General features: G+C 69.9%; 31 protein-coding genes. 17 read left to right on the forward strand and 14 right to left on the reverse strand.

Features of this window, described 5'->3' with window-relative positions:
- The first annotated feature begins 51 nt into the window (after positions 1-51).
- The 4 genes from ACX80W_RS02025 (at position 52) to ACX80W_RS02040 (ending at position 3,107) form a co-directional block, all read left to right on the forward strand.
- Positions 52-795 (forward strand): hypothetical protein, encoded by a 744-nt coding sequence (locus tag ACX80W_RS02025; protein ID WP_459279955.1) that lies wholly within the window; start codon positions 52-54, stop codon positions 793-795.
- A gap of 168 nt (positions 796-963) precedes the next feature.
- Positions 964-1,563, forward strand: coding sequence for a nitrobindin family protein (locus ACX80W_RS02030; RefSeq protein WP_459279957.1), 600 nt, complete (start codon positions 964-966; stop codon positions 1,561-1,563).
- Between the two features lie 66 nt (positions 1,564-1,629).
- Positions 1,630-2,721 carry a CAF17-like 4Fe-4S cluster assembly/insertion protein YgfZ gene (gene ygfZ / locus ACX80W_RS02035; protein ID WP_459279959.1) on the forward strand — a complete coding sequence of 364 codons (1,092 nt, stop codon included), beginning with the start codon at positions 1,630-1,632 and terminating at the stop codon, positions 2,719-2,721.
- Entirely contained in the window at positions 2,718-3,107 is a 390-nt protein-coding gene (locus ACX80W_RS02040; protein ID WP_459279961.1) for an ankyrin repeat domain-containing protein, read from the forward strand. The genes ygfZ and ACX80W_RS02040 overlap by 4 nt, the downstream gene beginning before the upstream one ends.
- Positions 3,108-3,207: 100 nt before the next feature.
- On the opposite strand, the gene ACX80W_RS02045 is transcribed toward ACX80W_RS02040, so the two are convergent.
- Both ACX80W_RS02045 and ACX80W_RS02050 read right to left on the reverse strand, forming a co-directional pair.
- The gene (locus ACX80W_RS02045; RefSeq protein ID WP_459279963.1) at positions 3,208-3,921 is read right to left on the reverse strand and encodes a GNAT family N-acetyltransferase; all 714 of its coding nucleotides are present in this window, start codon (positions 3,919-3,921) and stop codon (positions 3,208-3,210) included.
- A 60-nt stretch (positions 3,922-3,981) separates the two neighbouring features.
- Positions 3,982-5,007 carry a 6-phosphofructokinase gene (locus ACX80W_RS02050; RefSeq protein ID WP_459279964.1) on the reverse strand — a complete coding sequence of 342 codons (1,026 nt, stop codon included), beginning with the start codon at positions 5,005-5,007 and terminating at the stop codon, positions 3,982-3,984.
- A gap of 261 nt (positions 5,008-5,268) precedes the next feature.
- Between ACX80W_RS02050 and ACX80W_RS02055 the strand changes: the two genes are divergently transcribed.
- On the forward strand, positions 5,269-6,135 hold the full coding sequence (locus ACX80W_RS02055) for a UbiA family prenyltransferase (protein WP_459279965.1): 867 nt from the start codon (positions 5,269-5,271) through the stop codon (positions 6,133-6,135).
- Entirely contained in the window at positions 6,132-7,565 is a 1,434-nt protein-coding gene (locus tag ACX80W_RS02060; RefSeq protein WP_459279967.1) for a phytoene desaturase family protein, read from the forward strand. Before ACX80W_RS02055 ends, ACX80W_RS02060 begins: the two co-directional genes overlap by 4 nt.
- Before the next feature lie 31 nt (positions 7,566-7,596).
- Here ACX80W_RS02060 and ACX80W_RS02065 read toward each other — a convergent pair whose 3' ends face one another.
- The 4 genes from ACX80W_RS02065 to ACX80W_RS02080 form a co-directional block, all read right to left on the reverse strand.
- Positions 7,597-8,382 (reverse strand): carotenoid biosynthesis protein, encoded by a 786-nt coding sequence (locus tag ACX80W_RS02065; RefSeq protein WP_459279969.1) that lies wholly within the window; start codon positions 8,380-8,382, stop codon positions 7,597-7,599.
- A 113-nt stretch (positions 8,383-8,495) separates the two neighbouring features.
- Positions 8,496-8,618: a ribosomal protein bL36 gene (locus ACX80W_RS02070; RefSeq protein WP_120164674.1), complete on the reverse strand. Its 123-nt coding sequence runs from the start codon at positions 8,616-8,618 to the stop codon at positions 8,496-8,498.
- 55 nt (positions 8,619-8,673) lie between these two features.
- Positions 8,674-8,979 (reverse strand): DUF4193 domain-containing protein, encoded by a 306-nt coding sequence (locus ACX80W_RS02075; protein WP_459279971.1) that lies wholly within the window; start codon positions 8,977-8,979, stop codon positions 8,674-8,676.
- Positions 8,980-9,070: 91 nt separating this feature from the next.
- Positions 9,071-9,679 (reverse strand): TetR/AcrR family transcriptional regulator, encoded by a 609-nt coding sequence (locus ACX80W_RS02080; protein ID WP_459279973.1) that lies wholly within the window; start codon positions 9,677-9,679, stop codon positions 9,071-9,073.
- Between the two features lie 75 nt (positions 9,680-9,754).
- Here ACX80W_RS02080 and ACX80W_RS02085 point away from each other — a divergent pair, with 75 nt between their 5' ends.
- Together ACX80W_RS02085 and ACX80W_RS02090 are read left to right on the forward strand one after the other, a co-directional pair.
- On the forward strand, positions 9,755-10,462 hold the full coding sequence (locus ACX80W_RS02085; RefSeq protein ID WP_459279975.1) for an SDR family NAD(P)-dependent oxidoreductase: 708 nt from the start codon (positions 9,755-9,757) through the stop codon (positions 10,460-10,462).
- A gap of 84 nt (positions 10,463-10,546) precedes the next feature.
- A complete protein-coding gene (locus ACX80W_RS02090) occupies positions 10,547-10,954 on the forward strand; it encodes a nuclear transport factor 2 family protein (protein WP_459279977.1) in 408 nt (135 codons plus the stop codon).
- 15 nt (positions 10,955-10,969) lie between these two features.
- Here ACX80W_RS02090 and ACX80W_RS02095 read toward each other — a convergent pair whose 3' ends face one another.
- Complete coding sequence (locus tag ACX80W_RS02095) at positions 10,970-12,031, reverse strand: NAD(P)H-dependent flavin oxidoreductase (RefSeq protein WP_459279979.1); 1,062 nt, start codon at positions 12,029-12,031, stop codon at positions 10,970-10,972.
- A gap of 122 nt (positions 12,032-12,153) precedes the next feature.
- On the opposite strand from ACX80W_RS02095, the gene ACX80W_RS02100 reads away from it, so the two are divergent.
- The 6 genes from ACX80W_RS02100 to ACX80W_RS02125 all read left to right on the forward strand — a co-directional run bounded on the left by ACX80W_RS02100 (position 12,154) and on the right by ACX80W_RS02125 (position 17,050).
- Positions 12,154-13,149 (forward strand): MBL fold metallo-hydrolase, encoded by a 996-nt coding sequence (locus ACX80W_RS02100; RefSeq protein ID WP_459279980.1) that lies wholly within the window; start codon positions 12,154-12,156, stop codon positions 13,147-13,149.
- A gap of 247 nt (positions 13,150-13,396) precedes the next feature.
- Positions 13,397-13,840, forward strand: a complete 444-nt coding sequence (locus tag ACX80W_RS02105) for a VOC family protein (RefSeq protein WP_459279981.1) — start codon at positions 13,397-13,399, stop codon at positions 13,838-13,840.
- Between the two features lie 81 nt (positions 13,841-13,921).
- Positions 13,922-14,368, forward strand: coding sequence for a VOC family protein (locus ACX80W_RS02110; protein WP_459279983.1), 447 nt, complete (start codon positions 13,922-13,924; stop codon positions 14,366-14,368).
- A gap of 119 nt (positions 14,369-14,487) precedes the next feature.
- Positions 14,488-14,934, forward strand: coding sequence for a VOC family protein (locus ACX80W_RS02115; protein WP_459279983.1), 447 nt, complete (start codon positions 14,488-14,490; stop codon positions 14,932-14,934).
- Between the two features lie 150 nt (positions 14,935-15,084).
- Positions 15,085-16,521, forward strand: coding sequence for a dihydrolipoyl dehydrogenase family protein (locus ACX80W_RS02120; RefSeq protein ID WP_459279985.1), 1,437 nt, complete (start codon positions 15,085-15,087; stop codon positions 16,519-16,521).
- 208 nt (positions 16,522-16,729) lie between these two features.
- Complete coding sequence (locus ACX80W_RS02125) at positions 16,730-17,050, forward strand: DUF3040 domain-containing protein (protein ID WP_459279987.1); 321 nt, start codon at positions 16,730-16,732, stop codon at positions 17,048-17,050.
- A 42-nt stretch (positions 17,051-17,092) separates the two neighbouring features.
- Here the strand turns inward: ACX80W_RS02125 and ACX80W_RS02130 are convergent, their stop codons facing one another.
- Positions 17,093-18,130: a nitronate monooxygenase gene (locus ACX80W_RS02130; RefSeq protein WP_459279989.1), complete on the reverse strand. Its 1,038-nt coding sequence runs from the start codon at positions 18,128-18,130 to the stop codon at positions 17,093-17,095.
- A gap of 209 nt (positions 18,131-18,339) precedes the next feature.
- On the opposite strand from ACX80W_RS02130, the gene ACX80W_RS02135 reads away from it, so the two are divergent.
- Positions 18,340-19,578 carry an MFS transporter gene (locus tag ACX80W_RS02135; RefSeq protein WP_459279991.1) on the forward strand — a complete coding sequence of 413 codons (1,239 nt, stop codon included), beginning with the start codon at positions 18,340-18,342 and terminating at the stop codon, positions 19,576-19,578.
- Positions 19,579-19,707: 129 nt separating this feature from the next.
- Here ACX80W_RS02135 and ACX80W_RS02140 read toward each other — a convergent pair whose 3' ends face one another.
- Positions 19,708-20,784 carry a thioredoxin family protein gene (locus ACX80W_RS02140; protein WP_459279993.1) on the reverse strand — a complete coding sequence of 359 codons (1,077 nt, stop codon included), beginning with the start codon at positions 20,782-20,784 and terminating at the stop codon, positions 19,708-19,710.
- Positions 20,785-21,131: 347 nt separating this feature from the next.
- Between ACX80W_RS02140 and ACX80W_RS02145 the strand changes: the two genes are divergently transcribed.
- Together ACX80W_RS02145 and ACX80W_RS02150 are read left to right on the forward strand one after the other, a co-directional pair.
- Positions 21,132-22,229, forward strand: a complete 1,098-nt coding sequence (locus tag ACX80W_RS02145) for a calcium:cation antiporter (protein WP_459279995.1) — start codon at positions 21,132-21,134, stop codon at positions 22,227-22,229.
- Between the two features lie 82 nt (positions 22,230-22,311).
- Positions 22,312-23,037, forward strand: coding sequence for an SDR family oxidoreductase (locus ACX80W_RS02150; protein ID WP_459279997.1), 726 nt, complete (start codon positions 22,312-22,314; stop codon positions 23,035-23,037).
- Here the strand turns inward: ACX80W_RS02150 and ACX80W_RS02155 are convergent.
- The 5 genes from ACX80W_RS02155 to ACX80W_RS02175 all read right to left on the reverse strand — a co-directional run bounded on the left by ACX80W_RS02155 (position 23,034) and on the right by ACX80W_RS02175 (position 26,558).
- A complete protein-coding gene (locus tag ACX80W_RS02155; RefSeq protein WP_459279999.1) occupies positions 23,034-23,654 on the reverse strand; it encodes a GNAT family N-acetyltransferase in 621 nt (206 codons plus the stop codon). The genes ACX80W_RS02150 and ACX80W_RS02155 overlap by 4 nt on opposite strands.
- Before the next feature lie 14 nt (positions 23,655-23,668).
- Complete coding sequence (locus ACX80W_RS02160) at positions 23,669-24,346, reverse strand: hypothetical protein (protein ID WP_459280000.1); 678 nt, start codon at positions 24,344-24,346, stop codon at positions 23,669-23,671.
- A 93-nt stretch (positions 24,347-24,439) separates the two neighbouring features.
- Positions 24,440-24,691, reverse strand: a complete 252-nt coding sequence (locus tag ACX80W_RS02165; RefSeq protein WP_459280002.1) for a PspC domain-containing protein — start codon at positions 24,689-24,691, stop codon at positions 24,440-24,442.
- A 29-nt stretch (positions 24,692-24,720) separates the two neighbouring features.
- The gene (locus ACX80W_RS02170) at positions 24,721-24,984 is read right to left on the reverse strand and encodes a hypothetical protein (RefSeq protein ID WP_459280004.1); all 264 of its coding nucleotides are present in this window, start codon (positions 24,982-24,984) and stop codon (positions 24,721-24,723) included.
- The gene (locus tag ACX80W_RS02175; protein ID WP_459280006.1) at positions 24,981-26,558 is read right to left on the reverse strand and encodes a PspC domain-containing protein; all 1,578 of its coding nucleotides are present in this window, start codon (positions 26,556-26,558) and stop codon (positions 24,981-24,983) included. The genes ACX80W_RS02170 and ACX80W_RS02175 overlap by 4 nt, the downstream gene beginning before the upstream one ends.
- Between the last annotated feature and the right edge of the window lie 59 nt (positions 26,559-26,617).

Raw genomic sequence — 26,617 nt, forward strand, 5'->3', positions numbered from 1 at the left:
AGCGGGCCCGCGGTTTCCCAGACCCGAGAGGCATAGGGCAGTATTGGCCGGGTGAGATTCTGGATTGTGGCCGCGGCAGCCGCCGCCTCGGTGGCGGGCCTGGTCGGCGCATCCTTCGTCTCCCACCTCGCCGTCGCCGCCGTCGCGGCCATCCTGTGCGCCGCAGCGGCCCTCGGCTGGCCCCACCTGCTTGGCGTTCCCGCCCGCAAGAGCCAGTCCACGGCCATCGGACTCAGCGCGCTCGCTGCCACCGCCGCCGCCGCCTTCACCCCGGGCCCGGGCTTCATGGTCTGGTTCCCCGGCGCGGTGGCCCTCGGTGTCGGGGCGGTGTTCCTGATTCAGCTGCTCCGCGGAACCGGGCAGAGCCACCGCCTGGAGTCGACCCTCGGGGCGAGCTCGGGCGTCTTCGCCGTCGCCCTGGGCTCCGGCTGGGCGGCCGCCGACCGCCTGCCGGTCAATGCAGCCGGGACGGGCATGATGGTCGTGACCGGAGTCAGTGTCCTGGCGGGACTCGCGGCCCTGCTGCCCCGGTGGCCCGACCGCGTCGCGGCCCCGCTGGGCCTGGCCCTCGCCGCCGCCGCCGGATGGGCCGGGGCGCTCCTGCTCCCCGGGGTTCCCGCGCTGCCTGCGGTCCTCGTCGGCCTGGTCAGCGGCGCCGTGCTCGTGAGCAGCCGGCGCCTGCTCGCCTCCCGGGAGGCGCCCCTGAACGCGGCCGCGGCGCTCTCGGCGGGAATCACCCCCGTCCTTGCCATCGGCGCCCTCGTCTACTTCCTCGACACCCTGCTGCTCTCCTGATCCCGCCGGGCCGGGAGGGGGCGTTAGGATGGGAATATGTCGATCCTCGCACTGGAAATTTTCTTTCTCAGCCTGCTCGTTATTGCCGGCCTCGCCATGGGCGGCTTCGCGGCGCTGGTGATCGCCCGCCTGTACAAGGGCCAGAAGTAGCGGTCAGGCGTCCCGGCAATGTCAATCGAACTGCCCACCGACCTCACCCCTGAACTGGTTCCGCTCTCCTGGCTGCTGGGCACCTGGGAGGGGACCGGCCGCCTCGGCGAGGGCGACGCGGACTCGGAGCACTTCGGGCAGCGGATGACGTTCGAGCACCACGGGCTGCCGTACCTGCAGTACACCGCCGAAAGCTGGCTCACCGACGAGCAGGGCTCCCGGCTGCGACCTCTGTCGGTGGAAACCGGTTTCTGGGCGCTGGACCGCAAGCTCAACGACGCCGACGTCGGGCCCGGGCTCTCCCCGGCCGACATCGTGCCCGCGCTGAAGACCGCGGACGAGGTGGAGCAGTTCCGCAACGACGCGGGCGGGTTCGACATCACCGCCACCATCGTCCACCCCGGCAGCATCGCCGAGCTCTACTACGGCACCATCAAGGGCCCGCAGATCCAGCTGTCGACCGACGTGGTGATGCGCGGGCAGCACTCCAAGGAGTACGCGGCGGCGACGCGCCTGTTCGGGCTGGTCGGCGGCGACCTGTACTGGCGCTGGGATGTCGCGGCGGCGGGCAACGCGCTGCAGGCCCACGCCTCGGCGATCCTCAAGAAGCTTCCCTGACCGCATGCCGCGCCGTCCGGCAGGCGGGGTGGGGGAATAGCACCGCCTGAAAGGCGTTACATCCACATGACCTACACCAGCCCGCTCCTCAGCCTGCCCGGAGCCGTTCCGGGCGGTGCCCCCGATGAGGCCGTCGCCGCCCACTACGGGGACCCTTTCCGCGAGCAGCGCCTCCTCGCCCAGGGGCAGGCGGTCGTCGACCTCTCCCACCGCGGCGTCGTCAGCGTCACCGGCCCGGACCGGCTGAGCTGGCTCAATACGCTCTCCTCCCAGCTGCTGCTCGGCCTGCAGCCCGGCGGGTCATCGGAGACGCTGCTGCTGAGCGTCCAGGGCCGCATCGACTTCGGCGTGCGCATCGTCGACGACGGCGCCACCGCCTGGCTGCTGGTGGAGGGCGCCGAGGCGCCCGGGCTCGCCGAGTGGCTCCAGCGCATGAAGTTCATGCTGCGGGTCGAGATCGCCGACGTCTCGGCGGACTGGGCCGTGGTGGGCGCGACGGCCCGGATCGAGGCCTTCGACGGGTCCACGGTGTGGGCCGACCCGTGGCCCGGCGTGGGCACCGGCGGCTTTCCGTATTCGGTGGTCGGCGAGGAGGCGCACCCGGGGCGCGAACGCCCCTGGTTCGAATACCTCATCCCGCAGGCCTCCCTCCCTGCGGCCGTTTCCGGGCTCGAGGGCTACACGCCCGCCGGCATGATGGCCGCCGAGGCCCTGCGGGTGGCCGCATGGCGGCCCCGGGTCGGGTTCGAGACCGACGACAAGAGCCTTCCGCATGAACTGGACCTGCTCCGCACCGCAGTGCATCTGGCCAAGGGCTGCTACAAGGGCCAGGAAACCGTGGCCCGCGTCCACAACCTCGGACACCCGCCGCGCCGGCTGGTCTTCCTGCACCTCGACGGCAGCCAGCACACCCTTCCGGCGCGCGGCAGCGGCATCGTCCTGGAGGGCCGCACCGTGGGGCGGGTCACCTCCGTCGCGCACCACTGGGAGATGGGCCCCATCGCCCTGGCGGTGGTGAAGCGCTCGGTCGACCCGTCCGCCCGGCTCCTGGTGCAGGACGCCGACGAGCAGTACGCGGCGGCCCAGGAGGTCATCGTTGCCCCCGACGCCGGGCAGGTCATCGGACGCGCCACCGGCTTCCTCAAGGGCCCCCGGTGACCGGGGACACCGGTGCGGAGGCGGCGTTCGCCCTCGCCGGCCGGCTCTTCGACGCGGCACGCCACGGCGACGCCGCCACCCTGGCGAAGTACCTCGACGCCGGGGTTCCGGCGGACCTGACCAACGCGGCGGGGGACTCCCTGCTGATGCTCGCCTCCTACAACGGACACCCGGCCATCGTGAAGGACCTCCTGGCGCGCGGCGTCGACGTCAACAAGTCCAACGACCGCGGGCAGACCCCGCTGGCCGGCGCGGTGTTCAAGGGCCACACCTCGACCGCCCGCGTCCTGTACGAAGCGGGCGCCGACCCCGACGCCGGCACCCCGAGCGCCCGTGCCGCCGCTCGGATGTTCGAGCGGACCGACCTGGCCGACCTGTTCGGCTGAGCCCGCCCACGCGGGCGGGATGCCCGGGCCGGGCTGTTGGACAGCCGGGCCGCCGCGCCGCCGGACGGGCCCGGCGGAACACGGTCCGGGTCCGGTGCGCTCAGCCGAGGGTCACGGTGGTCTGTGTGCCGCCGAAGGAGAACCCGGTGCGCCGCGCGGCCCGCTGGGAGGCCGGATTGTCGACGCGGGCCCGCCACTGGGGAACGAACCCCGCGGCCATGGCCTCCTCCACCGCGACGGAGGCAATCCGGGCCGCCAGGCCCCGGCCGCGGTGCTGGGGAGCGGTCAGCACGCTGAGGTGGGCGAGGATCCCGGCCCACGGCTCGTAGCCGGCGCCGGCGAGTGGCACCGGCTCCTCCGGCCGGCTGTCGTCGACGAGGACGAACCGGTGTTCGAGGCCGCCGAGGCCGGCCTCGGACACATCGTCCGGCGGGCACATCCGCTCGAGCCCCTCGACGAACTCGCGGTCGCTGGACACCGCGGCGCTGCGCAGGGCCTCCAGCGCCGGCAGGGTGTCGCTGAAGTACAGCTGAGCCTCACCCAGGCCCCTGCCCCCGTGCTTCCGGGTCAGGTGGACGAGGGTGCTCTGCTGCCGCAGCTCGGTGGCCGGAAGCCGCCGGGCCGCCTCCACCGCCCACTCCGGCCCAACCAGCGCCTCCTTGCCGAAGAGGGTGACGAAGGTGAGCCGGCCGGAGGCGTTGTCGACCCGCACGATCCGTTCGGCGGGGTCACCGGCCAGCGCGGAGTCCTCGAACTTGAGCAGCCGCGACCAGGCCAGCTGGATGATGGCCACGGTGCCGGGGTCGAGTTCCATGACGGCAAACTAGCACGGACACCCCCGGCCCTGCCGCCGCGCGGCTCCCGGGGACGGGGATCACCCGAACAGGATGGCGGCCTCGTCGTAGCGGTGCTGGGGGACCCGCTTGAGCTTGCCGAGGGCGTCCTCGAAGCCGACGTGGGCGATCTCGGTCCCGTGGAGGGACACCATGGTGCCCCACAGGCCGTCCGCCACGGAGTCGACGGCGGCCATGCCGAGACGGGTCGCAAGGACCCGGTCGAAGGAGGAGGGGACCCCGCCGCGCTGGATGTGCCCCAGGATCGTCGCCCGGGTCTCGATGCCCGTGCGGGCTTCGATCTCCGGCGCCAACTGGTCGGCGATGCCGCCCAGACGGGGACGCCCGAAGGTATCGAGCCCGCGCTCGGAGTGGGGCTGCTCCATGTGGGAGGGCACGAAGCCTTCGGCGACCACGACCAGCGGCGCCCGGCCGCGCGCGTTGGCCTCGCTGACCCACCGGGCGATCTGTTCAATGCTTGTCTGCTGTTCGGGAATGAGGATGGCGTGGGCCCCGGAGGCCATGCCGGCGTGCAGGGCGATCCAGCCCACGTGGCGGCCCATGACCTCGGCGATCATGCACCGGCTGTGCGACTCTCCCGTGGTGCGCAGCCGGTCGATCGCCTCGGTGGCGATCTGGACGGCCGTGTCGAACCCGAAGGTGTAATCGGTGGCGTCAAGGTCGTTGTCGACGGTCTTGGGGACGCCGACGATCTTCAGCCCGGCGTCCGTGAGGCGCTTGGCCGCGGCGAGCGTGCCCTCGCCCCCGATGGCCACCATGGCGTCAATGCCCAGGCGGTCCATCGTGGCCTTGATGGCCTCGGGCCCGCCGCCGCCGTCGAAGGGATTGGTGCGGGAGGTGCCCAGGATGGTGCCGCCCTGCTTGGAGATGCCCCGCACGTCGTGCCGCAGCAGTTCGACGGCGTCGCCCTCGACGACACCGCGCCAGCCGTCGCGGAAGCCGACGAACTCCTGGCCGTGGACCTTGATCCCCTTGAGCACCGCCCCCCGGATCACAGCGTTCAGGCCAGGGCAGTCGCCGCCGCTCGTGAGCATTCCGATTTTCATAGGGGTGTGTTCCTTCAGCTGGGTTGACGGTACATCGCAGAGCGCGCCGTCGAGCTCAATTATGATTCTAGACACAGGGGAGGGTTGCTGACGCACTCATCGGCCATGGGAGGCCCGTAGTGTTGGCGGAAGCGTCCGGGCGGTGGCCGTTCGTACGCCGCCCGCGCCGCCGCCACCGGCGGCACGGCCGTGCGGGAGCGCGGACCGACCCGGTCCGACCGGCTTTTATCCGCGAACGACCCGAGCCAAGGAGGACCCGCCGTGCCCCGATCAGGGTTGCTGGCCGCCCCGCAGAGGATGGTGGCCATTTCCCGGCCCGTGCTGTGGATCAACACGCTGGGCACCGGCGCGGTGGGCATGTGGCTCGCCGGAGCGCTCTGGGATCCCGGGGCCCTGGCGCTGCTGCTCTGGCTGACCCTGCCCTTCAACCTGCTGATCTACGGCGTCAACGACATCTTCGACCAGGACACCGACGCGCTGAACCCGCGGAAGGGATCCCTGGAGGGCGCACGCATCCGGGCCGCCGAGGTCCGCTCCATCTGGACCTGGGTGGCCGCCACGAACCTCCCCTTCCTCGCCTACTTCCTGGCCACCCTGCCGTGGCCGGCGCTGGCCTGGATCGGCCTGTACGCGGCGGTGTTCATCGCCTATTCGGCCCCTCCGCCGCGCTTCAAGGCCCGGCCGTACCTGGATTCGCTCAGCAACGCCGCCTACGCCTTCCCCCTGGTCTTCGTCCCGCTCGCGCTCGGCGCCGCACCCCTGTGGCCGGCCGCCCTCGGCCTGATGGCCTGGAGCGCAGCCAAACACACCTTCGACGCCGTGCAGGACATCGAGGAGGACCGTGCGGCCGGCATTCCGACGACGGCGGTGCGGCTGGGCGCGCGCGGCGTCGTGGCCTGGAGCGGATTCTGGTGGGCCGTCTCCACCGTCTGCTTCGCCCTGGTGAGCCTGCCCGTGGCCATCGTGAGCGGCGGGATCGCGGCCTGGCTGCTCGTCTCGCTCCTGCGCTCGCCGTCCCCGGCGACCGGCCACCGGCTGTACCGGTGGTCCATCGCCTTCCCCTACATCGCGGGCACGGTGGCCGGGGTGCAGCTCACCGGGTCGCTGCTGCTGGGGCTCTACCGGTGAGCCGGATCCTCGTCGTCGGAGGAGGCATCGGGTCCCTGGCGGCCGCCGCGCTCCTCGGGGCCGCCGGGCACTCGGTGACCGTTCTGGAGGGCGCGCCCACCCTCGGCGGGAAGAGCCGGCGCATCGGAGTCGCCGGGCAGCGCATGGACACCGGGCCCTCCCTGTTCACCTTCCCCGGAGTCTGGGAGGAACTGCTCCGCCGCATCGAGGTGCTGGGAGGCCGCGAACCGGGCAGCGCCGCGGCCACCGCCGGACTGACGCTCGAGAGGCTCACCGAGGTGGGAACCTACTACTACCGGGGCGGGGAGTGCAGCCTTCCGGTGCCGCCCGGACACCCCTGGCACGCCGCCTGGGAGCGGTTCGCCGCCCTGCACGGGGGTCTCGGGGAGGACGTCACGACGCTGCTGACGACCGACCCGCTCGACCGGGCCGCGTATCCCGCACTCGGCCGGCTCGCCGGGCTGTACGGGCACCGCCTTACCACCCGCAGCTACCTGGACAGCCTTCCGTGGCTCCCGGGGGGCCTCCGGGAGGTCATCGCCATCCACACCCTCAACGCCGGGGTCAGTCCCACCCGCACCCCGGCGCTGTATGCGAGCATGCCCGCGGTCATGGCCCACGACGGCGTCTGGGTGCCCCGCGGCGGGGTGTATGAGCTGGTGCTTTCGCTGGAGCGGCTGGCGCTGGAGGCGGGAGTGGAGATCCGGACGGGGGAACCGGTGGAGAGGATCCGGCGGGGCAGCGTGCGCACGGCCCAGGGAACCTACCCGGCCGACGCCGTGGTCGCCGGCATCGATGCGCAGCGGGTGGCCGGGCTGCTGTCGGGCCGGGCGCCGCGGACCCCGCGGAAGCTTTCCTGCTCGGCGGTGGGGCTCTACGCCGTGCTTGAGCGGCCGCTGCCCGAGGGGACGCCGCGGCACAGCGTGATCCTGCCCGATGCCCCGGCGGAGCTCTACTCCGCACTGGAGGCAGGAGCGGAACCGGAACAGACGATGGTGTTCGCCAACTACTACCCGGCGGGCGCGGTGTACCCCAATGCCGCTCCGACGCTGGCCCTGCTGCTGACCAGCCCGCCGAACGGGCGCTCCTATGCCATCGGCGACCGGTTCATCGCCGGGGAGGTCGACCGCGTGTCCCGGGTCCTCGGGCTCCCGGAGCGCCTTGACCGCTATCTGGGGGAGCATGTCATCGTCGACCCGGCCTACTTCAGCGCCGCCGGCTCGGCCGGGGGGGCGCTCTATGGAGCCGTTCGGCCCTCCTGGCTGAGCGGGCCGTTCCACGTGCCCGCCCAGTGGAGCCCCCGCCGGCCCTGGCTGTGGCGGGTGGGGGCCTCGGTGCACCCCGGCGGTGGCCTCCCGGCGGTCCTGGGCGGGGCGATGATGGCCACCGGACGGCTGCTGCGCTCGCTGCCGCCGGTCCCGCGGCCCTGACCGGTCCCGAGGTCCGGACCGGTCCCGCGGATCAGGCGGGGCTGCCGGCCGGGGCGGGGCGGGGTGCGGCCGAGAGCAGGACGCGGCGCCGCACGAGGAAGGCCAGGAGCGCCGCCGCCAGCACGGCGGGGAACACCAGGGCCGAGAAGATCGAAACGCCGAGCCAGAAACTGAGCGAAAGCAGCAGGCTATCGAGCAGCCCGGGCCGCAGCGGACGGTCGGTGAGCCGCGGTCCGGCGAGCAGTGCCAGGATGGCCGCGGCGCACAGGCCCGAGAGCAGCCACCCCGCGTAGTTGCTCAGCGGCACCCCGTAGTAGGGTCCGCCGTCGGCCCAGGTCCAGAACCGCAGCGAGACAGCCCCCGGGTCAAGGACGCCGTCGATCAGCACCAGCAGCAGGGCGGACGTGACGATTGTGCCAAGGAGTGTCCTGCGGCCGGCCACGGCCGCAACGGCGCCGATCACCAGCGGAACGTAGGACAGGGGCAACAGGAACGGCACAAGGCCGAAGGCCTTGGGCCCGAGCGGCTCGCCGTAGGAGAAGCTGCCGTAGGGAAAGCCGGTGGCCACCCCGACGCCCTCGATCAGGTACCCGAACATGGAGACTGCCGCCAGCGCGGCGGTCGCCCGGGCCCGGCCCAACTGGTGGACCAGGGCGACGAAGGAGGGCAGGGCGATGAGCAGGTTGAAGAAATAGGAGGCGACGTCGGCCCCCGGTGCGTCGGGGAACCGGACGACGAAGTACCCGGAGATCAGCAGGAAGAGGCAGGCTCCGGCGAGCAGAGGCGGGAAACGGCGGGTTCTGGCGGGGTGCGGCACCGTCCCATCCTTGCAGGTGCGCCCGGCGCCCGCGTCCGGTGGCGCGGCCGGGCCGTTAGTTAAACGGCAACGGCCGGCGCGCAGCATGCGCACCGGCCGGTCGATGTCCCCTCTCAGCCCTGGCGGGCCTTGATGCGGGGGTTCTTCTTGTTGATGACCATCGTGCGTCCGCGGCGCCGGACAATCTGACCGCCGGGGATGGCCTTCAGGGCCCTGAGCGAATTGCGTACCTTCATGATGATCTCCTTGCTGCTGGGTCGAGCGGATGTTTGCGGGGTGCCGGCAGGCGGTTCAGCTTTCGCACTCGGAGCAGTACATCGCTCCGTTGTGCGTCCGGGCCAGCTGGCTGCGGTGGCGGACCAGGAAACAGGACATACACGTGAACTCGTCGTTCTGCTGCGGGATCACCTGGATCTGCAGCTCTTCGTGCGAGAGGTCCGCCCCCGGCAGGTCGAACCCGTCCGCCAGATCGCTTTCCTCGACATCGATGACCGCCGTCTGCGAGTGCGCGCTGTGCTTGGCCTTGATCGCCTCAAGCGACTCGTTGACGGGCTGGTCCTCTTGGCTGACGCGTGGGGCGTCGTAATCGGTTGCCATAAAGTGCTTATTCTCCTTCAGACGAGACCAGGATTCCCCCAGCTCGTGCCCTCCATAACAGGGGGCGGGCTGCGTCTATTCCCCGGCAGCCCTATGTCGCACGGGCGGGTTCAAGCCCGAGGAGGGAGAGGCTGTTCTGCCACAGGGCATCGAGCTGGCCGGGATCGTTGAACAACTTGGCGAAGAGAACCATCCCTTCGATCTGCGCGACGATCGACTTGGCCGTGCCGCGGGGGTCGACTCCTGCGAATTCCCCGGCAGCGGCGCCCTCCCGGACAGTGGCCTCGATCAGGTCGATCTGTTCCTCGAAGATCTGCTGCAGGCGTTCCCGGACCGGGTTATCCTGCGCGCTGACTTCAAGGGCAAGATTGCCGAATAGGCACCCCGTGACCGAGCCCGTTCCCTCCAGCGCCGTCGTCTGCACCTCCGCCGTGGCGAGAAACAGCTTCCGCAGGCGGTCGAGGGCGGGTTCCGAGGAGGTGAGGATGCCCGACCACTGGGCGCCCTGCTTGATCCAGTGCGCATTGATCACTTCAAGGGCGAGCGCCTGCTTGGACGGGAAGAAGTGGTAGAAGCTTCCCTTGGGCACACCGGCCGCTGAGCAGATCTCGGCAACGCCGATCGAAGCGTAGGCGCGCTGTTGGAAGAGCGCCGTGCCCGCATCGAGGATTCTCTGGTGTGCGTCTGATTTTCGTCCCATGTTGCAATTATAAGACCAGTCGGCTATAACTGTGTACTCGGTAGTTGACCGATCGTCTAAAGAAAGCTGCATACTATGGAATCTCGCAAAGTCGCCATCGTTACCGGGGGATCACAGGGTATCGGGGAAGGGCTCGCCGCAGCCCTGCGCAACATCGGCTATGCCGTCGTCGCAAACTCCCGTTCCATCGCCCCCGCCGACGAGCCCGACTTCGTGACCGTCGCCGGTGACATCTCGGATCCCGCCGTCGCCGAGAAGGTCGTCGCCACGGCAATCGAGAAGTTCGGCCGCATCGACACGCTCGTGAACAACGCGGGCATCTTCGTCGGCAAGCCCTTCACCGAGTACACCAAGGAGGATTACGACCGGGTGGTGCAGGTGAATCTCGGTGGGTTCTTCTATGTGACCCAGCAGGCGATTTCCCGGATGCTCGAGCAGGGCTCCGGGCACGTAGTGAATGTGACCACAACCCTGGTCGAGTACGCGAACTCGGGGCTTCCCTCCGCCCTGGCCAACCTCACCAAGGGCGGCGTCTCCTCGGTCACCAAGTCGCTCGCCGTCGAATACGCCGGCCGCGGAATCCGCGTCAACGCCGTCTCCCCGGGGCACATCAAGACCCCGCTGCACGCGGGACACAACCACGACGAGCTCGCCGGCCAGCACCCGATCGGTCGGATGGGCACGGTTGAGGACATCGCCAAGGGCGTCCTCTACCTGGAGCAGGCACCCTTCGTCACCGGCGAGGTCCTCCACGTCGACGGCGGCCAGAGCGCCGGCAGCTAGGATCCCCGGAGCGGGCCGCACTCCCGCTCCTGCATCGACAGGGACACCGGAGGTGTCCGCACACCAACCGAAGGACAAAGAGACATGGAAGCGTCTGGACCCGAAGCAGCTGCTTCGACCCCGGCGGACACCGGCACGCTCGGTATCGTCACAGCGGTCCTCACCGCCTGGGCGAACGGAATCCGGGACCATCGGCCGGAGGAGGTGGCCTCCCGGTTCACTGAGGACGCCCTCTTCCAGGGCCTCGACAGGAGCCACGGCATCGGCCGTCCGGTCGTCGCTGCCTACTATGAGAAGCAGCCGGCCGGGCTGCGGGCCGACTTCCGGATACTTGAGCATCGACGGCTTTCGGTGGACGCTGTGCTGGCATACGCCGGCGTCGATTTCACCTTCCGGGATGGCCGGGTCATTCCCGTGCACCTGACGGTGGTGCTGCAGCGGACCGGCGGGAACTGGCTCATCAGCCACTACCACGTGTCGAAAATCCAGTAGCGCCCGGCCCCGCCGTCAGTCGTACGCTCCGGCAAGCGAGGCGAAGATTTCGGCGGCGGGGCCCCTCCGGGCCAGGGGAGCCGACTGTCCGGCCCAGAAACTCGCGAGATCGGCCCGGCCCCGCTCCTCAGCGGCCCGGCGGAACGGCGAGGTCATCGCGCCAAGGGTCGGGTACGGAACCTGGGCGTCCCACCCCGACGCATCCCGGGTCACCCGGTTGCCCAGACCCCGGGCCAGGCGCCCGGTGAAGGCCCCGGTAAGCACCGTGCTACGGCCGGCCGGCCCGGTGACCGCCTCCTTGTGGACCGCCGAGGCGGCCGACTCGTCCGACACGAGGAACGCCGTTCCAACCTGCACCCCCTCGGCCCCCAGTTCGTGTGCCGCCCGAACCTGGGACGGCGTGGCGATGCCGCCGGCGGCAACGACCGGCGTATCCACAGCCGCCACCACTTGGGGCACCAGTGAGAACGTCCCGACCAGGGATTCCTCCGCTGAGGCAAGGAAGGCGCCGCGGTGCCCGCCGGCGTCACTGCCCGAGGCGACGATCACGTCCACGCCGGCCTCCTCAAGGGCGGCCGCCTCATCGACCGTCGTTGCCGTTCCCACGAGAGGGATACCGGCGCGGCGCGCGCGGTCCACGGCGTCAGCCGCAGGCACGCCGAACACAAAACTGATGACCGGTGGTGCCGCCGCAAGGAGTGCATCAAGCTGGGCTTCGAAGTCGATGGGCGCGCTCACCGACGGCTCCGGCGGGTCGATGCCCAACTCCTCGAAATACGGAGCCAGCAACGCCGCCTGTGCCACCAGTTGGTCGATACCGGTCGTTGATTCACCGCCCAGCGGTATCCAAAGGTTGACCGCGAAGGGCCGGGCCATCGCGTCCTTGAGCCGGCCCACCAGCGCCGTGATCTCGTCGGGAGGAAGGTGGTGGGCGCCGAAGGAGCCAAGTCCGCCGGCCTCGGACACGGCGGCGACAAGGGGCTCGGAGGAGAGGCCGCCACCGAACGGCCCCTGGACGATGGGGAAATCCAGGTCAAGCCGTTGGGCCACCCGGGTATGCCGATGCAGCGAAGTCATGTTTGCAAGCCTTTCATGTCGTGATGTTTCGTGGTTTGCCTTCCCATCCTTGACATGATATTGGGCGCTCACCTATAACTGGAGCGCCATAGTAGACCGAACATCTAGAAAGGCGATCCCCCATGTCTGCAGACCCGGAAGCCCCCTGGAAGCCGTTCAGTTTTACCGAGGCCGCAGCGTCGCTGCGGTTGGTTCCCACAGCTCCTGTTCCCGAAGTCGCCCGCGGGCCGAAGGTTCCGGATGAGGGATATTACGTCGAGGAACTCGCCGATGGGATGTTCATGTTGAGCGACGGCACCTATCAGATGATGTTCGTCGTCACCGATGATGGAGTCATTGCCGTTGATGCTCCGCCGACCCTGGGTCACAATATCCTTCGGGCGATCAAGGGCGTGACGTCGAAGCCCATCACCCAAGTTGTCTACAGCCACCAGCATGCCGACCATGTCGGGGCGATGTCGCTCTACCCCCAGGAGGTGCCCCGGTATGCCCAGCGGATCACCGCCGAGCGGCTGCGGAAGCTGGGGGATCCGAACCGCCCTCTTCCCACGGTCGAGTTCGACGACGGCTACACGCTGCAGTCGGGAGATCACACCCTGCAGCTTGACTACAAGGGTCCCAATCATGCCGAGGGGAACATCTTCATCCATGAGCCCAAGCGCCAGGTGCTGATGCTCGTAGATGTCATCTTCCCGGGATGGGTTCCCTTCTCGAACCTCGCCGTGTCCGCCAATATCCCCGGGTATGTCACTGCCGTCGACCAGACCCTGGGCTACTCCTTCGAGAAGCTGGTCCCCGGACACGTGACCCGCTCCGGTACCCGGCAGGACGTGGAGCTGCAGGCCGAGTACCTGACCGACCTGCACAACACAACGGAGGCGGCGCTGTCCTCCCTCGATCTGGGGGAGATCATGGCCCCCGTCGATATGTCGAATGCCTGGGCGGTCTTCCGGGCCTACCTCGATGCGGTCGCGGCGAAGTCGGCCGACGAACTGATTCCGCGCTGGGTGGACCGGTTGGGCGGTGCCGACGTGTTCACCCTGCCCAACGCCTGGGCGATGATGGAGGCGCTGCGCCTCGACTATGGAAGCCTCGGCCCCTTCGGCGTCGCTGACTAGCTGCCCGAAACCCCGGGCCCGCCACGGCCGCACGCCCCGGCAACCCGTTCACCGAGGCCGGCTCCGGCCGGTCCGCGGCACCCGGGAATTATCTCCACCTACTCCGAGTTGATACGGCTACAGAATCACGAACTCCTGAATTAGGAGTAAAAGGCCGGCGGAATGACGCACCCCGGCCCGGCAGGATGCAGAACCCGCTCGCTACGCGGTGGCCGGCAGCACAAGCCCATCAGCACAAGGATTCCTTATGGACCTCAAGCTCGAAGTAGTCATTATTCCCGTAACCGACGTGGACCGGGCCAAGGCGTTTTACGAAAAGGCCGGCTTCCAGATCGACGTGGACTCGTCCGCCGGTGAGGAGCACCGTGTGGTGCATGCGACACCTCCGGGCTCGGAAGCGTCGATCATCTTCGGTACGGGTGTCACCACCCGCGCCCCGGGGTCACTCCAGAATCCGATCCTGGTCGTCAAGGACGTCGTCGACACCCGGGCAGGACTCCTCCAAAGGGGCGTTGAGGTCTCGGAGATCTTCCACTTCGCCCGGGGCTCCTTCTTGCAGCCGGGCACCGGGAGCCGCATCCCCGGGCCGCACCCCATCCGCGCCGACTACCAGTCCTTCGCCGCCTTCAGCGACCCCGACGGGAACGAATGGTTCCTCCAGGAAGTCGTCATTCCCGGCCATGGCCGGTGAGTTGCACCTACTGAAGCCGCAAGCGGCAGCCACCACATCAACACCAACCGGAAACAGCACTGATCAGGAAGAGGGTTTGTCATGGATTTCAAGATTGAGGTAGTTGCGGTACCCGTCACGGACGTGGACCGGGCCAAGGATTTCTATGCGTCGCTGGGCTGGCGCTTCGATGCCGACTTCACCGTCGATGAGGACCTTCGGGTCGTCCAGTTCACCCCTCCCGGATCCGGTGCCTCGATCATGATCGGCAAGGGCATCACCGCCGGCGCCCCCGGAACCCTGCAGGGCCTGTACCTGGTCGTCGAGGACATCAACGCCGCCCGCGAGGAGATCGCCGGCCGTGGCGTGGAGATCTCGGAGGTCTGGCATGACGCCAAGGGTGTCTGGCACCACGAGGGCGAGAAGGACCGCCTCGCCGGACCGGACCCGGAGCGCAAGAGCTACGCCTCCTTCGCCTCCTTCACCGACCCCGACGGCAACGGCTGGTTCCTCCAGGAAATCACCACGCGCCTGCCCGGCCGCATCTAAGCCCGGCCGCTTTCAACGCGGCCCCCAAAGACTCCGGCGCGGTGCCCTGAACATTCGAGCACCGCGCCGGAAACCATCACCGAAACAACAAGCACCACTGATCAGGAAGAGGGTTTGTCATGGATTTCAAGATTGAGGTAGTTGCGGTACCCGTCACGGACGTGGACCGGGCCAAGGATTTCTATGCGTCGCTGGGCTGGCGCTTCGATGCCGACTTCACCGTCGATGAGGACCTTCGGGTCGTCCAGTTCACCCCTCCCGGATCCGGTGCCTCGATCATGATCGGCAAGGGCATCACCGCCGGCGCCCCCGGAACCCTGCAGGGCCTGTACCTGGTCGTCGAGGACATCAACGCCGCCCGCGAGGAGATCGCCGGCCGTGGCGTGGAGATCTCGGAGGTCTGGCATGACGCCAAGGGTGTCTGGCACCACGAGGGCGAGAAGGACCGCCTCGCCGGACCGGACCCGGAGCGCAAGAGCTACGCCTCCTTCGCCTCCTTCACCGACCCCGACGGCAACGGCTGGTTCCTCCAGGAAATCACCACGCGCCTGCCCGGCCGCATCTAAGCCCGGCCGCTTTCAACGCGGCCCCCAAAGACTCCAGCGCGGTGCCCTGAACACCAGGGCGCCGCGCCGGGCCATGTAAACCGGCGCGCAACCAGCACTCCGGCAGACAATCCAACTGGAACTAGAGAGATTTTGAGGGAAAACACGTTCATGGAGAAAACTGAGTACGACCTGATCGTCCTGGGCGGCGGCGCGGTAGGCGAGAATGTGGCCGATCGGGCCGTGCAGGGTGGCTTGACGGCGGTGGTCGTCGAGGCCGAGCTGGTCGGAGGCGAGTGCTCGTACTGGGCGTGCATGCCTTCGAAGGCGCTGCTGCGCTCGGCGCAGGTGCTGCGAGCGGCCAAGCACGTGCCAGGAGCGGCCGAGGCCATCACCGGGGACCTCGACCTGGGCGCAGTGCTGGCCCGGCGGGATGCCTTCACGAGCCACTACTCCGACGCGGGCCAGGTGGCCTGGCTTGAGGGTGCCGGGATCGACCTGGTGCGCGGCCACGGGCGGATCAGCGGCACCAAGGAGGTCACCGTTACGGCCGCCGACGGCTCTGTCACTGTGCTCACCGCCCGCCACGCGGTGGCGGTGACCACCGGCTCGGACGCGGTGATTCCCCCCATCGAGGGCCTCGCCGAGGCCCGGCCGTGGACGGCCCGCGAGGCAACGAGCATCAAGACAGTGCCCGAGAGTGTCGCCATCATCGGCGGCGGCGTGGTGGCAACCGAAATGGCCACCGCGTTCGCCGGCTTCGGCACCAAGGTGACGCTGATCGCCCGCAGCGGCCTGCTCTCCGAGATGGAGCCCTTCGCCGGGGAAATGGTGGGCGCCTCCCTGCGGGAACTGGGTGCCACGGTGCTGACCGACACCAAGACCACCAAGGTCACCCGGGACGGGGACACCGTCACCATCGAAACCTCCGACGGCGCCACCATCACCGCCGGAGAGGTCCTGGTCGCCACGGGCCGCACTCCGCGCAGCACCGACATCGGGCTGGACGCCGTCGGACTCACCCCCGGTGACTGGCTGGCGACCGATGACACCCTGCGGGTGCCGGGCTTCGACTGGCTCTACGCCGCCGGAGACGTCAACGGACGGGTGCTGCTGACCCATCAGGGCAAGTACCAGGCCCGCGCGGCCGGAGACGTGATTGCAGCCCGGGCCACCGGCGCGGCGGTCTCGGATGGTCGTTGGGGCACGCACGTGGCCACCGCCGATCACGAGGCGGCTCCGCAGGTTACCTTCACCGACCCCGAAGTCGCCTCGGTGGGCCTGACCGCAGCGGCAGCCCGCCGCGCGGGTTACGAGATCCGGGTGGTGGACTATGAGATCGGCTGGACGGCCGGGGCATCGGTCCACGCCGACGGCTACAAGGGGACCGCACGCATGGTCATCGACGAGAAACGCAAGGTCGTTCTCGGAGTGACCTTCGTCGGTCCCGACGTGGCCGAACTGCTTCAGTCGGCGACCTTCGCCGTCGTCGGTGAGGTGCCCCTCGACCGGCTCTGGCACGCGGTGCCCGCGTACCCGACCGTCAGCGAGGTCTGGCTGCGCCTGCTCGAGACCTACGGCCGTCCCGAGCCGGTTCAGGCCAAGTAGCAGTTCCTTTCCGGTTACCGGCCGCCGGTCACCACACCGCCGTCGGGGGCGGCCCTGCCCGGGCCGCCCCCGCGGCACCCCATGTGCCGCACTCCGCGGCGCACCCAATCTGCCGCCCCGCGGCGCACCCAATCTGCCGCCCCGCGGCGCACCCCATGCCGCCCCGCGGCGCACCCGGCGGCCCTGCCGGGCTTAGAAGGAGAATTCGATGGCGCTTTCCGAACACGAGCAGAAGCTGTTCGACCAGCTGGAGAAACAACTCGAGGACGAGGACCCCAGGCTCGCCGCTACACTGGCCACGGCCGAGCCGCCCGCCCTCTCAACCCGGCGGATCGTCCTGGGCGTGCTCATCGATTTCTTCGGCATCCTCACCGTGTTCCTTGGTGTGATGCTCTCTGGGCTGGCGCCCAGCATTTTCGTCGGCGTCTTTGGCTTCGCCGTGATGGTAGTCGGCATGTATGTCGCGATGAGCGCAGCCGAACCGAAGCCCCGCACCCCCCGGTGGCTGCTCCCCGAACCGGGGCGTTGACCGCTTGATCGCGGCCGCTGCCGGGTTCAGCCACTGAGCCGTTTAGCCACTGAGCCGGGCCAGGATCGACAGCGCGGGGCCCGCCGTGCAGCGGTCGAACCCGGTGCCGGCCCACAGGTTGAGGCGGTGGGGGTCGTTGGCGGCCGCGGCGGCAGCCCGCAGCGGACTGGTCAGGTGGTGGATCTCGGGGTAACCGAACGGCGCCGCCGGGTCATGCCGCCTCATGAAGTCGTTGGAGAGGCCCCGGGCATACCGTCCGGAGAAGGCCTTCGTCACGGCCGTGGCCGTGAACGCAGGGGAGGCCAGCGCCTCCCTGTGTGCGGCCCGGGTCCCTGCTTCGTTAGCCCGCAGGAACGCGGTGCCGGCCTGCACGGCAACGGCACCCCGCCCGAGGGCCTCCAGCACATCGGCGCGGGTGGCGATGCCACCGGCTGCGATGAGGGGGATCCCGATCCCTGAGAGCTCCTCGAGGAGTCCGTGCAAAGGCACCGGGTTTCCCGGCGCGGTTGCGTCGAAGGTTCCCCGGTGCCCGCCGGCCTCGGGCCCCTGGACCGAAAGCGAGTCCGCCCCGGCGGCGGCGGCGAGCTCCGCTTCGCGCATCGAGGTGACCGTGACGGCCACCGCTACCCCCCGGTCCTGGAGCGCACGGATAATGCCGTCCTCCGGCACATCGAAGGTGAAGGACACGACGGCGGGGGCCAGTTCGAGCAGGACCCCGATCTTGTTGTCCCAGTCGTCGTCGTCATGCCGGGGCTCACCGAGGTCCACCTTCAGGCGTTCCGCGTCGGCGGTGAGGGACCGCGCGTACCGCTGGAGGTCTTCGGGGCGGGCGGTCGAGGGCTGCGGGACGAAGAGATTGACGCCGAACGGGGCGTCGGTGAGCTCCCGCACCGCGTCAATCTCGGCGCGCAGGGCCCCTGCCGTCTTGTAGCCGGCGGCGAGGAACCCCAGCCCGCCCCCGGCACTGACCGCTGCGGCAAGCCGCGGCGTGGACGGGCCACCGGCCATCGGCGCCTGGATCACCGGCCGGGGAATGCGCGTAACAGCAAAACGGTTAGCTCTATCCGTGGAGGCGTTCACAATGCCGGCCCCTTTCGTGCGTCAGTGCGTGGGTAGGACGGCGAAGCCCGCTGACGCGGACACTCCCGATCGCTTCCAGTAATCCACATTTAGTCAAAGTCGACCGCACGTCCAGCTTTTCAGGCCGGGACCCGTCGACCACGACCTGGCCGGCCAGCGTGCGGCGGCCAACTTCACCTCGCGGGCATCCGCGGCACCAGGAGAATCATTTGTCCACCAACCAGTCATCCTTCGGCAGCTCAATACCTGCTGCTCGTTCCCGCTTCACCCTTCCCGCCCCGGTAGCCTTCGTGGGAAGCGCGATCGCCTTCACCAGTCTGTACCTCGCGGCGGGGGCGCCGACACCCCTGCTGCCGCTTTACCAGGAGCAATGGAACTTCCCGGCGGTCGTTCTGACGGTGGCGTTCGCCGCCTACGCCGGAGGTTTCCTTGCGGCCCTCCTGACTGCGGGCTCCCTCTCCGACCACATCGGCCGCAGGCCCGTGCTCATCGGCGCCCTCCTGGTGCAGCTCGTCTCGACCATCATGTTCGTTCTAGCGCCTGACGCCGGCTGGGTGATCGCTGCGCGGGTTGTCCAGGGCATCGCCACGGGCGCCGCGACCAGCGCCTTCTCGGCCTCGCTCGCCGAGCTCGCCCCGGTGAAGCACAAGAAACTCGGTGCCATCCTAGGCAGTGTCGGCGTGACCGGCGGCCTCGCCCTGGGCGCCCTGCTTGCCGGGTTCGCCATCGAGTTCACCTCTTCCCCGAACGGCCTGATCTTTACGGTCCTCGCTGTCATCGCGGTCCTGGGGATCATCGTCGTCGCCCTGACCCCCGAGAGCGCGACGCGCCGCCCCGGAGCCTGGCGTTCCCTGATCCCGCGCGTGGCCGTCCCTGCCGCTGCCCGGAAGGAATTCGCCGCCGCCGCCCCCGTCATCGCCGCGACCTGGATGCTCGCCGGGCTCTCCCTCGGGCTCGCGCCGACGCTCGTGCGGAACGTTTTCGAGATTGACAGCGCCCTGCTCAACGGCCTGGTCGGCTTCGTTGCAGCGGGCGCCTCGGCGGTCTCGGGCATCGTGTTCTCCCGCCTGGCCCCGCGCGCCGGAATACGGCTCGGGATCTACGCCGCGGCCGTCGCTGCCATCGGCAACGTGACGAGCGTGCTCACCGGGACCCTCGTTCTGATGGTCGTCAGCTTCGTGATCGGGGGTATCGGCTTCGGCAGCGCCTTCTCGGCATCCCTGCGTCTCATCGTGCCGCTGACCGACCCGCAGCACCGCGCGGGAACCATCGCGTCCGTCTTCGTCGTCGCCTACATCGCCTTCGGCCTGCCGGTCGTCCTGGTCGGCCTGCTCGCCGCCCCCCTGGGTCTGCCGACCACGGTTGTGGGATACGGAGCCGTTATCCTGCTCCTCGGGCTGATCGGCCTGATCGCACAGTTCCGCGTCACCCGCGCCGCCCGGGCGTAACCGCCGGGCCTGCACCCCCGCGGCGGGCACCAGCGGCTCGGCCGCAACGAACGCGCCATCGGACAACTCCGGACGGCGCGTTCGTGTATCCGGGGGCCGCCGGAGGGGACGGCGCCGTCCTCCGCTGTCCTAGCCGAAGGTGAAGCAGTAGATCCCGGCGCCGGGATCGAGGAATTCAATCTCGGCCGTAAGGTCGGTGACCCGCCCGTCACGGCGGATGAGCTGGTGGAGGCCGGGTGTGGTGATCGTGCCGTACCCGCGGGCATCGATGTCCAGGCCGTGATCACCGCCGGGCTCCCGTCCCTCCAGCAGCACCCGCAGGCGTACGGGGGAGCCATTTTCCGCCGGAGCGGCAACGAGATGGAGGTCCCGGGCATGGAAACGGCAGGCGAGACGGCCCCCCGGCTCCTGGAGCACCGTCGCCTCGGGGCCCGCCGTCCAGTTCCCCGTGAGCGCCCACTGGCCGCGGCGCAGCTGTGGGGGCGCCGCGTAGGCCTGCGTCCGCTCGGCGGCAAGTCCGCCGCGGGAGGCGAACCCGGCGGTCCGCTGGTACCCGAGGTAGGTCTCGGCCGAGCGGAGCGTGTCCCAGTCCGCGGCGACCTCGATGCCATCGGCGATCACGGGCACCACCGGCGGGCCGAGGCCGGTTGCCCCCGATTCGGTGAGGAGCCGGCGGATCACTGCCTCGATTTCCTCGTATCCTCCCTCGCCGAAGCTGGCGTCGCGGAGGCGTCCCTGGGCATCCACCAGATACACGGCGGGCCAGTAGTGGTTGTCGAAGGAACGCCAGACGGCGAACGAACTGTCGACTGCGACCGGATAGCCGATCGAGAACCGCTCAACGGCGGGCCGGACGTACTCCAGGTCGTGCTCGAACGAGAACTCCGGTGAGTGCACTCCGACCACCACAAGCCCGCGGTCGCGGTAGGCGTCCTCCCACGCCCGGACATACGGCAGGGTCCGGATCCAGTTGATGCAGGTGTACGTCCAGAAGTTGATGAGGACCACCCGACCGCGCAGGGATGCCCCCGTCAAGGGGGGTGAGTTGAGCCAGTCGGTGGCTCCGGCGAGGGAAAACCGCCCATCCTCGGGGCCGGGGCCGTCGGAGTCGTCAACCGGCCAGCGGGTTTCGGCCGGACCAACCTCATGTCCGGAACCGGCAGGGAGCCCGCCGCTGTCGGCGGGCGTGTCGTCCTCTGGAGCCATGGTTCGTCCCTTCGATCATCACGGGACCCGCTGCGCCGTTCCGGACCGCTCTGGCGCGCCCGGTTCTTCCCCGCGCCCGCCGGCAATCCGCGTGCTGCGCTTATGCCACCTATTCTGCGGCGTCCCTGCGCCAAAGCACAGGGGCAGCCGCTGACACTCCCCGGGGCGCGGCCCGACGCCGGCGGCCGCTTCCCGGCGGGGCCCGCGTTGCGCCGGGGGACCGAAACCGGCCAAGGTGGAGGGGAACATTACAGACGGATGAGGGACGGTGCGGCGATGACGACAAGGCCTACGGACGGAACCGGACAGCAGGAGGCCGCAGCGGCCGGTGATCTTCCGGGCCTTCCGTGATCGGGCGCCTGCGCTCCGCCTGGACGGTGGCCGTTCCGGGGGTGGCGCTGCTCCTGCTCCTGCTCACTTGGCAGCGGGACCTGGGCGCCCTGGCCGTCGCCGTCGTCGCCATCGTCCTGGTGGGGGCGATCCTTGCCGCGGTGCACCACGCCGAGGTGATTGCCCACCGCGTGGGGGAGCCGCTCGGATCGCTTGTCCTCGCCGTGGCGGTGACGGTGATCGAGGTCGCGCTGATCGTGACCCTGATGATCTCCGGCGGGCCGGAGACCGCCTCGCTGGCCCGGGACACGGTGTTCGCCGCCGTCATGATCACCGCCAACGGGATCGTCGGGCTGGCACTGCTGGTCGGCTCGGTGCGCTACGGGACCGTGCGCTTCAACCCGGAGGGGACCGGGGCCGCCCTGGCGGTGACCGCCACCCTGGCGACCATGACCCTTGTACTTCCCCGCTTCACCTCAGCCAGGCCCGGTCCGGAGTTCTCCCCGGCCCAGCTCGCGTTCGCCGGGATCGCCTCCCTCGCCCTCTACGCCGCCTTCGTCTCGACCCAGACCGTGCGCCACCGCGACTTCTTCCTGCCGGTGTCCTCGGCCGGGCGTGCCCCGGCCCCGGAGGAGGAGGAGCACGCCGCGCCCCCCACCACGCGCGCGGCCCTCGCCAGCCTCGGCCTGCTGGCCGCCGCCCTCGTGGCCGTCGTGGGACTCGCGAAGACCGTGTCTCCCACCATCGAGGCAGGGGTCAAGGCCGCCGGCATCCCTGAGTCCTTCGTCGGGGTGGTGATCGCCCTGCTCGTGCTCATGCCCGAGGGGCTTGCGGCCACCCGTGCGGCGCTGCGCGACAGGATCCAGACCAGCCTCAACCTCGGCTACGGTTCCGCGATCGCGAGCATCGGGCTGACCATCCCCGCGATCGCCCTGTCCACCATCTGGCTTGAGGGCCCCCTGATCCTCGGCCTCGGCCAGACCGAGATCGTGCTGCTGACGCTCACGGTCGTCGTCAGTGTCCTCACCGTCGCGCCCGGGCGCGCCACCCGCCTGCAGGGCGCCGTGCACCTCATCCTGTTCTCGGCGTTCGTCTTCCTCGCCATCAATCCGTAGCTGGGGAATAGGGAGGGGCAAGATCAGGGTTTAGGAGTGTACGGTCCTACTCTGGGACTAATCCTCCAAGCAAAGGCTTCTCATGCGTATTCAGGGTTCAACTGTCCTCGTTACCGGCGCCAACCGCGGCCTCGGCCGCCTCTTCGTCGAGGAGCTCCTCGAGCGCGGTGCGGTCAAGGTCTACGCGGCCTCCCGTTCCGGCATCGAGATCAACCAGCGCGGCGTGGTGCCCGTGGCCCTCGACATCACCGACCCGGCCGCCGTCGCCGCGGCCGCCGCGGCCGCCCAGGACGTCAACATCCTGATCAACAATGCAGGCATCCTCACTCCCACCAGCCTCCTGGAGGGCTCCACCGCCGAGGTGCGCCAAGAGATGGAGACCAACTTCTTCGGAACCCTCGACGTGACCCGGGCCTTCGCCCCGGTCATCGCGGCCAACGGCGGCGGAGCGATCCACAACGTGCTCTCGGTGCTGTCCTGGGCGCACTTCCCCAACGTCGGCGCCTACAGCGCCGCGAAGGCCGCCTCGTGGGCGATGACCAACGCCGTCCGGCAGGAGCTCGCCCCTCAGGGCATCGCGGTCTCCGCACTGCACGTGGGCTGGATGGACACCGACATGGGCGCGCACATCCCGGCCGACCAGAAGTCCAACCCCGCCGAGGTCGTCTCCGCGGCCCTGGACGCCGTCGAGGACGGCGAGCCGGAGGTGCTCTTCGGTGAACTCACCCACAACGTGCGCGAGGCGCTCGCCGGCGACCTGTCGCAGCTCTACCCCGACATCACCGTCCGGGAACTGAAGGTCGGCTAACCGGCGCTTCCACCGCGTTGATCCGCGACTCCGCCCGCGCGTTCCCACTCCGGGCGGAGGATCGACATGGCGATGGCGTCGATGTACCGGCCGTCGAACTTGAACGCCCCGCGCAGGGTGCCCTCGGCGGTGAATCCCGACTTCTCGTAGGCCCGGCGGGCGCGCGGGTTGAACGCGAAGACCTCGAGGGAGATCCGGTGAAGCCCCGTGGCGGTGAAGGCGTGGTCAATGAGGAGGCGGGTCGCCTCGGATCCGATGCCGCGGTCCCGGCCCACCGGACCGAGCAGGATGCGGAAGTTGCAGGCGTCGTCCTCCGGCGCCCACTCATTGAGCACCGCTTCACCGACGCAGCCCCCGGTGGCATTGTCGACCACGGCCAGGTCGAGGCGGTCGTCCTGCCCGGACCGCGTGTCGTACCAGCGGCGGGTCCGCTCGTCCAGGGTCCGCGTCCCGGCCTCCGCCTCGCCGGTGGAGTGGACGCTCCCGGTCAGGCGCAGCACCTCGGGATCGGCAAGGATCGGCCCCATCGCATCGATGTCCCCGGCCGTGAAGGGGCGAAGGGTGCACAGCGTGCCCCTGAGGGTGGGCTGTTCGGAAAAGAGGACCGGCGGAGACATGCTCGAAGTGTAGGTCACGCGGTGGCGGAGGAGCCCGGCCCGGAGTCGATCATCCGCGCCACCTTCGCCTCAAGGGAGGCGACCGCGGTGTCCGGCAGCACGATCAGTCCGTCGAGCTCCCGCCGTGCCCGCCGGTAGGCCGTCTGCCGCTCGGCGGAGCTGGCGGCGCTGTCCAGCGCGAGCGCGAGAAGGTTCCGCGCCCGGGCCAGCCGCTGCCGCTCCGGGCCGGTGAAGGCGGTGTCCCGGAGCCGGTGTGCCTCCGCCTCGGCGATCTGGAAGGCCACGGCATAGTCGTTGACGGCGGAGCGGTACTCCGCAAACTCCGTGGTGCCGAGCTGGCCGGGGTCGGCCGGGCGGAGCGCATCCGCCGTGCGCTTGGCGCGGAGGAAGGCCACCGTCAGCGGCTCCCGCACGTCGGTCATCAGGGGAAAATCGATCAGCTTCCCGACATCCAGTTCGTAGTCGAGCCACTTCCGGTTGACGGCGTCATGGTCCCCCATCACGGCCTCCACCTCGGCGGTCCGTGCCTGCCGCACCTGCTCGCCCCGGTGCCGGAGGGTGTGGAGTTCCACCTTGCGCTGGTGCCGGCGCTCGCTGGCATGGGACCAGGACCGCCCCCAGGCCGCGAACACCCCGCTCAGCGGGAAGACGAGCCACCAGAAGTTGCCGGCGAATTCGAAGAGGGGATCCACTGCATCATCGTAGTTCGGTGCCCGGGCCCGCGCACCGGAACCGGGCAACGGAAGACCCGGCGCGGAAGCTCCGCGCCGGGTCGTCCGGGAAGGTCACCGCCGGCTGGTCCGGCCCAACAGCTGCTCGAGGGCGATCGTCCCGTCTGTCTTGGGCAGCAGGAGCCACAGCACGCCGTACATCGGGAGGCTCACCACCGGAAGCAGGAAGCTCAGGAGCATGGCGATCCGGACGTAGGAAACCGGCCAGCTGAACTGCGCGGCGATCCCGGCGGCGACTCCTCCGAGGATGCCGCCGGGTGCGCGCTTGACGGGGGAGGAGCGGAGGATCTTGAACAGGGTGTCCATGGGAAGCCTTTCGTTCGGAGGAACTTCGGTCAGAGGCCTTCAGTATGGCCGCTGTCGGCGTCCGGGTCGCTGCCTGCCGCGGAGGGGCGGCGCATCATCGAGGAGATGCCTCCCACCACCAGGGCGATACCGGCGCCGATGAGCAGCCCCAGGAGCACGATGCCCAGGTCGAACCGGATGCCGGTGAGCAGGGAGGTCAGGATCAGCGCCGCGACCACCAGGATCACCGCACCCCAGACGACCGTTCCCGTGCGCACCCGGCGGGATGCTGCTGACTTTTCGGAGGTACTCATTGGTCGAATCCATTCTCGTTTCGTGACACGCTGACCTGGCTCGCGGCACCACCGACCTCAAGGATGATCGAGGGGCCGTCCGCTGTTTCGTTCAGCTTGGTGGTTCCGGGCTGCCAGAAGCCTTCGGCGACCGAGGCGCCGACGCCGTCGCCCGTGCGCACCGAGCCCACGGCGACCTCGGAGCGGACCTCGATGGGAACGTCGCGGGGGACGAGGACCTCCACCTCGCTGGCCAGGACCCGCACCGGGACGACGACGTCCGAGGTGAGGTCGTCCAGGCCGCGCAGGTCGAGTGTGCTCCTCCCGGCCACCACGGTGTAGCCCTCCTCCGCGGCGCGCACCGAGGACGCCGTCAGGGGCGTTTCACTTCCGACGACCGAGGCGCCGCCGTCGAAATTGGCGGCGGCCACCGCGGACGCCACGAGGGCGGCGAAGACCGAGGCTCCGGCAGCGAACCCGACAAACCCGGAGGAACGCCCGAGCAGGCCCAGGGTCACCACGGCGAGGCCGAGCACGGCGGCGCCCGACGCGAGGGCCACTGGAATCGCGGTCCGGCCGAGGTCCACCACGTCCGCATAGTCGAGGGCGAGGATGATGCCGACGGTGAGGACGGCGGCACCGAGGCTGAGCGCCACGCCGCTTCCGGTGGGCCCGGGCGTCCGGGGGCGCGGCGGCGGTACGGGGCGGGGTGCATATCCCGGGGGCATTGCCCCAGGGGGAACCGAGCCACCCGAGAAGTAACCGGTCGGCGTGTACCCGGAGGGCGGCGGATAGGCGGAACCCGGGAGGTCGGTGGGCAGCGGGGCCGTGGAGCCCGGGTCCGCGGTGCCGGGGCGCGGCGCCGCTTCAGGGCCGAAGGGCTCGGTGGGCGGGTAGGGCCGGGCCGTCGGGTGCGGTCCGGCCTGGTAGCTGGCGGCCGGGAACTGTTGGGTGGTGCCGGGTGCGCCGAAGGCGTTCACCGCTCCCGGGGCGCCGGCCGGCCGGCCGCCGGCAGCGTTCCTGCTGTGCGCGGTGAGGGCCCAGTACACCGCGTAAACGGCGGCGCCGACCCAGATCAGGGTCACCAGCACCCGCCAGACGCCGCCGCCCTCGCCATCGCCGAGGAAGGGCAGGTTGGGCCGCCAGAGACCGGCGATGACGAGGACCAGCGCTCCGGTCATCCCCGCGGTCCAGTTGCCGCGCCCGGCCGACTCGGCATGGATGCGCCCATCCGGTTCGGGCAGGAGGGCCCACGCCAGGCCGTACAGCAGGACGCCGATGCCGCCGAAGATGCCGAGGATGACGAGAATGCCGCGCACCAGGACGACGTCGAGGCCGGTGCGATAGGCGATTCCTCCTGCCACTCCGCCCAGCCACCGGTCGGGGGTGCGGGTGATCTGCACGGACCGCATCCGGTCGAAGAAGGAGTTGGACGGTGCAGGACGGGGCGGCGGCGCGGCCGTGGACCCGGACCGGGTGGAGGAGGGGCCGCCGGAGCCGGCGGGGAACCCGGCCGGTTCCGGAATGCGCCCGGCGGGGGCGTCACCGGCGGAGCGCTCGGGAGGCAGTGGATCAAGGGGCGGTTCGGAAGTCATATCCCGATCCTTCCAGTGCGCCGCTGCGTCAGCTATCGGGGGCTGCCCTGAATTTCCCC

The sequence above is a fragment of the Arthrobacter melezitosi genome, assembly GCF_054511055.1.